This is a genomic window from Azorhizobium caulinodans ORS 571 (assembly GCF_000010525.1).
GTDB classification, from domain to species: Bacteria; Pseudomonadota; Alphaproteobacteria; order Rhizobiales; family Xanthobacteraceae; genus Azorhizobium; species Azorhizobium caulinodans.
The window spans coordinates 2,185,096-2,196,145 of sequence record NC_009937.1 but is presented as its reverse complement, the minus strand read 5'-3'; the positions used below and the strand labels follow the sequence as shown (position 1 = coordinate 2,196,145).

Genomic DNA, 11,050 nt, shown 5'->3' with positions numbered 1-11,050 from the left:
ACGGGTGGTCACAACCACGGCGCGGTGAGATCGTCGGCGCCATGGCGGGCCGCTCCTGACGCCCGTCCGCCGCCTTGCCGACGGCGTCCCGGCGCGTTGCGTACTCCGCCTGTCGCGACCTTCCCACCGCCTCGACACAATGTCGCACCCGACCAATTACGAAGAACGGCCGTTGCAGTTGACCTATAAGGGGTCTCCTGACTCGTTGTGGAAGAGTGTGCAGTGGGGCGCCATCTATCGACCTGGAGATATCTGACCGCGCTGGGCGCGGCGTATCTGCTCGTCGTACAGTTGCTCGTCACTGGCGTGTTCGCGGGCGCGCAGATCCAATTGGATGGCACCGCGCACGATTTCACGCTCTGCGCCCCCTCGGGAACAAGCGCGGATACCGGGACGCCCGGTGATCCGGCCCCCAAGCTGCCGCCGTGCTGCATCGTCGGCTGCACCATGCTTGGCTGGGCCGGGCTCCTGCCCCCGCCAACCACGCGCTTCAGCCCGCTCGTCTACAGCCTCGTGCGGCCTCTGCCGCCCCCGGCACTGGAGGGCGTTGTCCGCCGGGACGTCGCGTCCTCCTTCGACGCCCGAGGCCCCCCTCTTTCCGCCTGATACGGCCTCCCCGCATCGGTCCCGCGCGCGTCTCTGGTTCGCGAGCGATCCTGCACGCCCATCCGGGCCGCGGACCGCCGTCCGAGCGCGCGGCCGCTCGCCGTCCCCGCACATCAAGGTGGAAACCCCATGCTTCGCCCTTTCACGCCGCGCGTTTCGCGCGCCGGCATCGCTTTGCTTCTTGCCGGAACCGTCGCTCCCCCCGCCTTCGCCCAGCAGGCCGCGCCATCGCCGACCCAGAGCGCCGTCGAGCTGCCGACGGTTTCCGTCCAGGCCGTCTCACCGGCGGAGGAACTGGTGCTGCCGGACATCGCCCGGCTCAACCTCAAGAACGAGACGGGCACGCTGGTCGGCCTGACACCGTTCGAGACGCCGGCCGCCATCGACATCGTGACCCAGCAGCAGATGCAGGATCGCGGGCTGCGCACGCTCACGGAGGTCTATAATTCGGTGCCCGGCGTCATGTCCGGCAATCTGCCCGGCGAGCCCGGCGTCACGTCCATCCGCGGTTTTTCACGCGGCGCGGTCGGCTACATGCTGGACGGCATGCAGGTGCCCGATCCGCTGATGGTCTCGCGCAATTACGACAGCTTCAGCTTCGACCGGGTCGAGGTGCTCAAGGGCCCGGCTTCGGTGATCTCCGGCAATGGCGCGCTGGCCGGCACCATCAATCTTGTCACCAAGCAGCCCATCCTCGGCCAGAACACCGGGCAGGCGCTCCTGAGCTACGGCAGCTTCGATACGCTGCGGGTGGGCGGCGACTACAATGTCGCCCTCGGCCAGAACGCCGCCGTGCGCGCCAGCGCGCTCTACAGCCAGTCCAACGGCTATATCACCGACACCGGATCCGAGACGGCCGCCATCACGCTCGGCGCCACCGTCGCCCTGTCGGACCGGCTCACCACCACCACGTCGGTCGATTATTTCCACGACGACTACCAGACGCCCTATCAGGGCACGCCGCTCATCGCCCGCTCCGCGGCGCTCTCTCCGTCCAGCGTGGTCTCCGCGCCCGGCGGCATGGTCATCGACCGGGCATTGTGGAACCGCAACTACAACGTCCTCAACGGCGAGATGAAATCCGATGCGGTGTGGGCCCGCAACCGCACGGAATACGAACTGACCGACACCTGGACGCTGCGGAACGACCTCAATTATTACACCGCCGACCGGCGCTGGGCCAATTCCGAGGACTTCACCTACAACCCGGCCACCCGGTTGCTCGACCGCACCACCACCCTCATCACCCACGACCAGCAGGTGTGGTCCGATCAGCTCAGCGCCCGATATGATGGGATGATCGCCAACATGCGCCACCGCTTCGCGATCGGCGCGGACTACATCCACACGAACTTCGATTCCGAGCGGCGCTTCGGCACCACCACGCCCGTCAATCCCTACTTCCCCAACCGGGGCTATTTCCCGGTCGATACATCCGCCAATTTCTCCACCCGGCAGAATTACGACAGCCAGGTGGATCAGGCGGCTGTCTTCGCCGAGGATGCCATTAACATCACCTCCAACTGGCTGGTGGTGGGCGGTATCCGCTACGAGGCGATCCAGCTCGACCGGCAGATCTACAATCTCAATACGCTGTCGACCTCCAGCTTCGGCAACAATTACGAAAGCGTGACCTGGCGGCTCGGCACCGTCTACAACATCACGCCCGGCACGGCGCTGTTCGCGCAGTACAATCAGGCCACCGTCCCGGTCACGACGCTGCTGCTGAGCAACCTGGCCAATGCCAGCTTCGAGCTCTCGACCGGCAATTCCATCGAGGCGGGCATCAAGTCGACCTTCTGGGACAACCGGGCGGTGGCGACGGCCTCGGTCTACCAGATCGAGCAATACAACATCCTGACCCGCGACCCCGCCAATCCGTCGCTGACCGTCCAGGGCGGCAGCATGCGTTCGCGCGGCGCCGAGGCGGAACTGGCTGTGGCCATCACAGACCAGCTCAAGCTCACGGCGAATGCGTCCTACATCAATGCCGAATTCACGCAGCTCTGGTCGGCAGGCTCCAATCTCGCCGGCAACCGGCCGCCCAACGTGCCCGAATGGACCTACTTCCTGATGGCGGACTACAAGCTGCCGACGCTGCCGATGACGCTGAGCGCATCGGTGCAGTACGTCAGTTCCTTCTACACGGACAATGCCAACACCATCGAGGTGGCGGGTCACACCGTGCTGGATGCCTGGGCGAGCTATGAGATCGGCCGCGGCACCCTGCGGCTGCGCGGGCGCAACCTGACCAACGCCTTCTATGCGGACTGGTCCGGCTACAGCTCCAGCCAGGTCTTCCTGGGCGCGCCCCGAAGCGTCGAGCTGTCCTACGCCGCCAAGTTCTGAGCCTCGTATCCCCGGCGGGCGGAGCCACGGCTTCCGCCCGCCCCTTCTGTCCCAATGCGGGAGATGAGCCGTGCGCGACGCTGTCTGGTCCGCCACCGCTTTCTATCGTGCTGTCTGGCGCTGGCATTTCTATGCCGGTCTCGTCTGCGCGCCGTTTCTGGTCATCCTTGCAGTGACCGGCGCCATCTACCTGTTCAACGACGAGATCAACGACCTCGTCTATCCCAACCTGCGGCTCGTGCCCGCCAGCGCCACTGAGATTCCTCTGAGCGAGATCGCGCGCGCTGCCGCCGCGTCCGTACCGGGCGGCACCGTCACGCGCATCGACACGCCTACCGCCGCGGGCCGCAGCGTGCAGGTATTCGTCGCGCCGCCCAGTGGAGCACCCCTGCGCGTCTTCGTCGATCCCGGCAGCGGCAAGGTGCTGGGATCGTATGTCTATACGCATACGCTGGTGGGTTTTGCGGATGTGGCCCACGGCTCGCTGATGCTGGGGCCGCTGGGTGATGCGGTGGTGGAACTGGCCGCCTGCTGGGGATTCATCCTCACGGTCACCGGCCTCTTCCTGTGGTGGCCGCGCGGGGGAAAGCCGCCGCTGTTCCGGCCCCGCTCCGGCCTGCGCAAGCGGGCATTCTGGAAGGACTGGCACAGCGCGGTGGGCTTCTGGAGCGCCCTGCTTGTGCTCTTCCTCATCCTCACCGGGCTGCCCTGGGCGGGCATCTGGGGCGATCTCCTGCGGGCCGGCGCCGATGTCGCCGGCATCGGTTACCCCGCCACCTTCCGCACCCATGGTGCCACCCTCCAGTCACACCTGACGATCAAGGAGGCGAGCGACGGCGCCGCCCCCTGGACGCTGGAGAATGAGCCCGCCCCGTCATCGCAGGCCGCGGACCCGCACGCACATCATCATGGCACAGCGCCCGCGCCGCGCGCCGCCGGCACGCCACAGCCCATCGGCCTCGATGCCGCGGCTCAAGTGATCGCGGATGCCGGCATGTCCGCCCCCTACCGGCTGAGCCTGCCGCGCGATGCGCTCGGCACCTATATCGCCTTCGTCTATCCGGACCAGCCGGAAGGCCAGCGCACCCTTTATATCGACCAGTACTCCGGCCAGGTGCTGGGTGACATCGGCTTCGGGGACTACGGGCCTATGGCGAAGGCGGTGGAACTCGGCGTGCAGTTGCATATGGGCAATTATTTCGGCCTGCCCAACCAGCTCGTGATGCTGCTGCCCTGCCTCGCCATCGTCTTCCTCTGCATCTCCGGCCCGATCATGTGGTGGCGCCGCCGTCCAGCGGGGCGCCTCGGAGCGCCCAAGCCCATCGCCCGTCCGACGCTCCGTGTGCTGGCGCTGATCGTTCTCGCGCTGTGCCTTGTCTTCCCGCTTGCCGGAGTATCGCTCATCGCGGTCCTCGGGCTCGACCTCCTGGCGGGGCGTATTGCGGAAGGATTGGGACCGGTGGCCTGATGGACCGACCCGCTCAATCCCCGTCCGCCAGGCCGGTGCTCCGCTCGCGCAGGGAGGCAATTTGCAGGCGTCGCATGCGGCGGTGGATCGTGGTGCGGTCCACCCCAAGGGCGCGGGCGACCGCCGAGATGTTCCAGTCATGCCGGCGAAGATCGGCAAGAAGCCGGGTCCGCTCGGACGAAGCGGCCACATCTACGCCCTGCATAATATGCGCGGGAGCGAGATCCCGCCCCTGCCAGCCCGCGCGGATGCCATCCGGCAGGTCCTCGCGGCCGATCAGGGGGCCGCAGGCAACGGCCAGCGCATAGTCGAGGGCGTTCAGCAGCTCCCGCATGTTGCCCGGCCAGGAATGAGCATGCAGCGCCTCCCGTGCGTCGGCGGAGAGCTCGATACGCCGCGACAGGCTACGGCATCGCTCGGCAAGGATACGGTCGGCCAGCCAGTCGAAATCGGTCCTGTGGCGCAGCGGGGGCAGCGTCAGGATCGCTCCGTTGAGGCGGAAGTAGAGATCCTCGCGGAACCTACCCCCCTTCACCTCGGTCACCAGATCGCGGTGCGTCGCGGCAATGACGCGAATGTTGACCGGGATGGGACGAGACCGCCCGAGCGGCGTCACCTCCCGCTCCGCCAGAACGCGCAGCAGGCGCGTCTGGGAAGACAAAGGCATGTCGCCGATCTCATCGAGGAACAATGTGCCACCATCCGCCTCGCTGACGAGCCCCCGCTTGCCCTTGGCGGCAGCGCCCGTGAAGGCGCCGGCCTCATAGCCGAACAGTTCGCCCTCGATCAGCGTCTCGGGCAGGGCCGCGCAATTGACCGGCACGAAGGGTTTGGCGGCCCGGCCGCTGGCGGCATGAATGGCCTTGGCCAGATGCTCCTTGCCGGTGCCGGTCTCGCCGCAGATGAGAAGGCTCATCTGGGTGTTCACGAGCTTGGCGGCCCGCCCCACCACCTGCGCCATGGCGGGATCATCATGGAACACCGCCTGCAGCGGCTTGGGCAGGTCCGGCGGCGCGGCCGGCACGGCCGGGGCGGAGACCCGCGCCGGCGGGGCGAGGCTCTGGGCGAACAGCGGCAGCCCGCTCGCACGGAAGCGGACCATCCGCTGCGTGACCGGTCGGGCATGGCCGAGCCGGGGCAGATCGTCCACCTCCAGCTCGAAGAAGTCGGAGAGCTGGCGCCCGGCGATGGTCCGCGTGTCCAGCCCGGCGGGCTGGCGCTCCAGCTCGCGGATCAGGAGGCGCCGCGCCTCATTGTTGAAGCCGATAATGCGCCCCGCCCCATCGACCGCGATCACATAGGCCGGGTCCACATCAGCGAATTCCGGCGATGGCGCGAGCTTGAGAATCCATTCGCGGCGGAAGCGGTTCAGCAGATGGGCGCTCTCGATCTTGCGCGCAAAGCTCTTCACCAGTTGCAGCGCGAGATGCTGGCTCTCCTTGGGCTCGGGCGAGCGCAGCGCCGAGATGTCGAGCACCGCCGCCAGCGAGCCGCGGGCGTCATAAATGGGCGCGGCGGTGCAGGTCAGGGGAATGTGGGTGGCATCGAAATGGTCCGTCTGATGGACCACCAGCGCCTCGCCTGTAGCGATGCAGGTGCCCACCGCGCAGGTGCCGGCATGGGGCTCATTCCAGTCGGCGCCCAGATAGAGGCCCGCCCGCATGAGATTGTTGTCGAAGGTGGGATCGCCGATGAAATCGACGGTCACGCCCTTGGCGTCGGTCAGCAGCAGCACATAGCCGAGCCCCGCCACCTCCCGGTAGAGCGTCTCCACGCCGAAGCGGGCGGTATGGAGGAATTCGTCCATCGCCTCCTGATGCTCGCGCAGCCGCTGGTGAGGAAGGATGCAGGGGTCCCGCAGCACCACCGGATCGAGATTGTGCTGGTTGACGCACCGCCGCCAGGATTCCTCGATGATGCTGTCGCGCCGCGTGCCAAGGCCACTGGCAGCCCGCACCAGCTCATCGATATGAGCGGCCTGTTCCTCGCGCATGACGATCCTCCCAGATCGTTCTTTTGCGCAAGTGTCGCCCCGAACGCCCCCCATCGCAAGCGTGACGCGCAGCCTGACGGAGCGTCGCGCATCGTTGCACCGCAATGGTTTGCAGCGCACGCGCCACAGCTGTGGCGGCCCGTGCAACAGGTGTGGCGCCACAGCCGCAGCCGCGCCACAGAGGGCCCTTCCTGAATTTCCCTTCAACAGCAAAGGCTTTGCCATCAGCCGGCGTTTGGCCCGCTGTTTGCGTTGTGTCCGGCAATGGCACGGGACGGAAGATTTCGCGCCGCAAGGGAAACGTCAGGGAGAAAATGGATGCCGCCCAGCGTGGGCATCATCGCCAATCCCGTGTCGGCGCGCGACATCCGCCGCGTGGTGGCACGCGCCAGCAGTCTCCAGATCACCGATCGGGCGAACATCGTCCTGCGCGCGCTCGCCGCCCTCGCCGCCTGCGGGGTGACCGAGGCCGTCATGATGCCCGAGCGCGGCGGCATCGGCGCCCATGTCCGGCGCGGGTTGGAGCGCGCCGCACAGGAGCAGCCCTTCCCGCATCTGACCCTTCTCGACATGCCGGTGAGCGGCACCGTCGAAGACACCCGCCGGGCCGCTCGCCTCATGGCGGCCATGGGGGTTGGCGCCATCATCGTGCTGGGCGGCGATGGTACCCATCGCGCGGTCGTCGCCGAATGCGGCCATGTTCCCGTCGCGGGGATCTCGACCGGCACCAACAACGCCTTTCCCGAGCATCGCGAGCCGACCATCACGGGGCTCGCCACCGGCCTTGCGGTGACGGGTGCCGTTTCGGCCGCCACGGCCTATGCGTGGAACAAGCGGCTGGAGGTAAGCCTCGACGGGGGCGCGCCTGAAATCGCTCTGGTGGACGTCGCCGTCGTCACCGACCGCTTCGTGGGCGCACGGGCGCTGTGGCGCACCGAGACCTTCAGCGAACTCTTCGTCACCTTCGCGGACCCGGAAAGCATCGGCATGGCGGCCATTGCCGGGCTGGTGGAACCGGTCGGCCGTGGGGAGACGGGCGGCCTTGCGCTGCGGCTCGCGCCCGAGGCCACCGCCCGCCATGTGGTGCGGGTGCCCATCGCCCCGGGCCTCGTCGCACCGATCGGTGTCGATGGCTGGCGCCGCCTGCCGGCCGGCGAGGTCTGCCTGCCCACCCTGCCGGCGGGTTCCATCGCCCTCGACGGCGAGCGGGAGTTCTCCTTCGACCCGCACCAGAGCGTCACGATCTCCCTCGCCGACCGCGCCTTCCGCACCGTCGATGTCGCCGCGGTCATGCGCACGGCCGGCACGCGCGGCCTGCTGCGCTCCGTCCCGTCTCACGCTTACGCCTAGCAATGGAGAGTGCCTGATGACCAATTCGCCTTTCCCCCTGAGCAAGGAGGAGTTGCTCGCCGCCTACCGCACCATGCGGACGATCCGCGATTTCGAGGAGCGGCTGCATGTGGAATTCGCCAAGGGCGACATTCCCGGCTTCGTCCATCTCTATGCCGGCGAGGAAGCCTGTGCCGCCGGCATCATGACCCACCTGACCGACATTGACCGCATCGCCTCCACCCATCGCGGTCACGGCCATTGCATCGCCAAGGGCGTGGATGTGCACGAGATGATGGCGGAGATTTACGGCAAGGCCACCGGAGCCTGCCGCGGCAAGGGCGGTTCCATGCACATTGCCGATCTCGCCAAGGGCATGATGGGCGCCAACGGCATTCTCGGCGCCGGCGCCCCGCTCATCTGCGGCGCGGCGCTGGCGGCAAAGTTCCGAGGCGATGGCGGGGTCGGCATCACCTTCTTCGGCGACGGCGCCTCCAACCAGGGCACGGTTCTGGAGAGCATGAACCTCGCCGCCATCTGGAACCTGCCGGTGATCTTCGTGGTGGAGAACAACGGCTATGCGGAATCCACCTCCGTGAATTATGCGACCGCCGTGGATTCCTATGTGGATCGCGCCGCCGGCTTCGGCCTGCCGGGCGTGACCGTGGACGGCACGGATTTCTTCGCCGTGCATGAGGCGGCCGGCGAGATCATCCGGCGAGCACGGACCGGCGGGGGACCCGCCCTGCTGGAATGCAAGATGGTGCGCTTCTTCGGCCATTTCGAGGGCGACGCCCAGACGTACAAGGCCAAGGGCGAGAACGACTACAACCGCGCCAACCGCGACTGCCTCACCCTCTTCGCCGGCCGCGTGACCTCCGCCGGCGTGATCTCGGACGCCGAACTCGCCCTCATCGACCGCGAGGTGGCGACGCTCATCGACGATGCGGTGGCCTCCGCCAAGGCGGCCCCCCTGCCCGCTGCGCGCGAGCTGCTCACCGATGTTTACGTCGCCTACTGATCACACAAGAAACAGGGAGGACGGCCATGGGCCGAAAGATCAGCTACAAGCAGGCCATCAACGAGGCGCTGGATCTGGAAATGCGCCGTGACCCCACGGTGATCGTGCTGGGCGAGGACATCGTCGGCGGTGCCGGCGCGCCCGGCGAGGCGGACGCCTGGGGCGGCGTGCTCGGCGTCACCAAGGGGCTGCATGCCAAACATGGCGACCGCCTGATGGATACGCCCCTGTCCGAGAGCGCCTATATCGGCGCGGCCATCGGCGCCGCCGCCTGCGGCATGCGCCCTGTGGCGGAACTGATGTTCCTCGACTTCATGGGGGTGTGCTTCGACCAGATCCTGAACCAGGCGGCGAAGTTCAAATACATGTTCGGCGGCAAGGCCAAGACGCCGGTGGTGATCCGCGCCATGGTCGGCGCCGGTTTCCGCGCCGCCGCCCAGCATTCCCAGATGCTCACCCCCCTCTTCACCCATGTTCCGGGGCTGAAGGTCGTCTGTCCTTCCAATGCCTATGACGCCAAGGGGCTGCTCATCCAGGCGATCCGCGACGACGACCCGGTGATCTTCTGCGAGCACAAGGCCCTCTATGGCCACGAATGCGATGTGCCGGAAGAGGCCTATGCCATCCCCTTCGCCGAAGCGAACGTGGCCCGCGAGGGCAAGGACGTGACCATCGTCGGCTACGGCCTCACGGTGCACCGCGCCCTGGCGGCCGCGGAAGACCTTGCGCGCCGGGGAGGCATCGAGGCGGAGGTGATCGACCTGCGCACCCTCTCGCCCATGGACTGGGACACGGTGATCGAGAGCGTGGAGGCGACCGGTCGGCTGGTGGTGGTCGACGAGGCCAATCCGCGCTGCTCCATCGCCAGCGATGTCGCCGCTTACGTAACCCAGCATGCCTTCGGTGCCCTTAAGGCGGCCCCGCAAATGGTGACGGCCCCGCATACGCCCGTGCCGTTCTCCCCTGTGCTGGAGGATCTCTACATCCCCTCCGCCGACGCCGTCTCGGCGGCGGTGTCCCGCATCACCGCGAAGGCGCTCGCGGCCTGAGGCGCGCCCCGCAAGGCCGGGACGCCTCAGGGCGGTCCCGGCCACCATCCAGAGCTTCAGCTTCAAACCGGCACCGGCCGCACAGACACGCGGGCCCGGCGCCGAGGGAGACAGGAATGAACGCGCGTATCAATCCCATTGTCATGCCCAAGTGGGGGCTCTCCATGGCGGAGGGCAAGGTGACGGGCTGGCTCGTCCGGCCTGGCGCGAAGATCACCGCCGGCGACGAGATCCTCGAAGTTGAGACGGACAAGATTGCCGGGGTGGTCGAAGCCGGCGAGGCCGGCACTCTGCGGCGCGTCCTCGGCGAGCCCCAGACGGTCTATCCCGTGAAGGCGCTCATCGGCGTCATCGCGGACGATGATGTGCCCGATGCGGAGATCGACGCCTTTGTCGCCGCTTATGCCGTGCCTGCCGAGGAGGGGGAGGACGCCGCGGAGGCCGGGCCACGCTATGAATTCGTCGAAACGCCGGCCGGGCGCCTGCGCTATGCCCGCCGCGGCGAGGGCGAGGATACGGTACTGCTGATCCACGGCTTCGGCGGCGATCTCGACAACTGGCTGTTCAATATCGACGCTTTGGGCGCCGCCGCCACCGTCTATGCCCTCGATCTTCCGGGCCATGGGCAATCGGAGAAGGCGCTCGGCGACCCCAGCCTGCCGGGCCTCGCGACGGCCGTGCTCGGCTTCATGGATGCCCTCGGCATCGCGCGCGCCCATCTGGTGGGCCATTCCATGGGCGGCGCGCTCGCCCAGCGGGTGGCGGTCGATGCGCCGTCCCGTGTGGCCTCGATTGCCCTCATTGCATCGGCCGGGCTCGGGCCGGAGATCAATGGCGATTACATCGCCGGCTTCGTTTCGGCCGCCGGACGGCGTGAGCTCAAGCCCGTGCTGGAACATCTCTTCCACGACCCGTCCACCGTGACGCGGCAGTTGGTGGACGACGTGCTGAAATACAAGCGCATCGATGGTGTCGATACGGCCCTGCGGGCGCTTGCGGACGGCCTCTTTCCCGATGGCCGGCAGGCCAGCCAGCTCGCCGACCGGACACGCGCAGCGGGGACACGCACGCTCGTCGTCTTCGGCGAGGGCGACCGCATCATTCCCGCCGCCCACGCTCAGGCGCTCGCGGACACTGCGCAGGTGCATGTACTGCCGGAGGCCGGGCACATGGTGCAGATGGAAAAGGCCGGGCGGGTCAACGAACTCCTGCTCAAGCACATCGCCGGCTGACCG

General features: G+C 67.6%; 8 protein-coding genes. 7 read left to right on the top strand and 1 reads right to left on the bottom strand.

Going from position 1 to position 11,050, the window contains the following annotated elements; translation table 11 throughout:
* Positions 1 to 222 precede the first annotated feature (222 nt).
* From AZC_RS09920 to AZC_RS09910, 3 genes are all read left to right on the top strand, one after another.
* The gene (locus AZC_RS09920; protein WP_043879166.1) at positions 223 to 606 is read left to right on the top strand and encodes a hypothetical protein; all 384 of its coding nucleotides are present in this window, start codon (positions 223 to 225) and stop codon (positions 604 to 606) included.
* A gap of 129 nt (positions 607 to 735) precedes the next feature.
* A complete protein-coding gene (locus AZC_RS09915; RefSeq protein WP_012170441.1) occupies positions 736 to 2,955 on the top strand; it encodes a TonB-dependent receptor in 2,220 nt (739 codons plus the stop codon).
* Between the two features lie 70 nt (positions 2,956 to 3,025).
* The gene (locus tag AZC_RS09910; RefSeq protein ID WP_012170440.1) at positions 3,026 to 4,423 is read left to right on the top strand and encodes a PepSY-associated TM helix domain-containing protein; all 1,398 of its coding nucleotides are present in this window, start codon (positions 3,026 to 3,028) and stop codon (positions 4,421 to 4,423) included.
* Between the two features lie 13 nt (positions 4,424 to 4,436).
* On the opposite strand, the gene AZC_RS09905 is transcribed toward AZC_RS09910, so the two are convergent.
* Positions 4,437 to 6,416: a sigma-54-dependent Fis family transcriptional regulator gene (locus AZC_RS09905; RefSeq protein WP_012170439.1), complete on the bottom strand. Its 1,980-nt coding sequence runs from the start codon at positions 6,414 to 6,416 to the stop codon at positions 4,437 to 4,439.
* Between the two features lie 318 nt (positions 6,417 to 6,734).
* Here AZC_RS09905 and AZC_RS09900 point away from each other — a divergent pair, with 318 nt between their 5' ends.
* From AZC_RS09900 to AZC_RS09885, 4 genes are all read left to right on the top strand, one after another.
* The gene (locus AZC_RS09900; protein ID WP_043879165.1) at positions 6,735 to 7,766 is read left to right on the top strand and encodes an ATP-NAD kinase family protein; all 1,032 of its coding nucleotides are present in this window, start codon (positions 6,735 to 6,737) and stop codon (positions 7,764 to 7,766) included.
* 16 nt (positions 7,767 to 7,782) lie between these two features.
* Positions 7,783 to 8,766, top strand: a complete 984-nt coding sequence (locus tag AZC_RS09895) for a thiamine pyrophosphate-dependent dehydrogenase E1 component subunit alpha (RefSeq protein ID WP_012170437.1) — start codon at positions 7,783 to 7,785, stop codon at positions 8,764 to 8,766.
* A gap of 26 nt (positions 8,767 to 8,792) precedes the next feature.
* Positions 8,793 to 9,815, top strand: coding sequence for an alpha-ketoacid dehydrogenase subunit beta (locus tag AZC_RS09890; RefSeq protein ID WP_012170436.1), 1,023 nt, complete (start codon positions 8,793 to 8,795; stop codon positions 9,813 to 9,815).
* A 116-nt stretch (positions 9,816 to 9,931) separates the two neighbouring features.
* The gene (locus AZC_RS09885) at positions 9,932 to 11,047 is read left to right on the top strand and encodes an acetoin dehydrogenase dihydrolipoyllysine-residue acetyltransferase subunit (protein ID WP_012170435.1); all 1,116 of its coding nucleotides are present in this window, start codon (positions 9,932 to 9,934) and stop codon (positions 11,045 to 11,047) included.
* Positions 11,048 to 11,050: the final 3 nt, after the last annotated feature.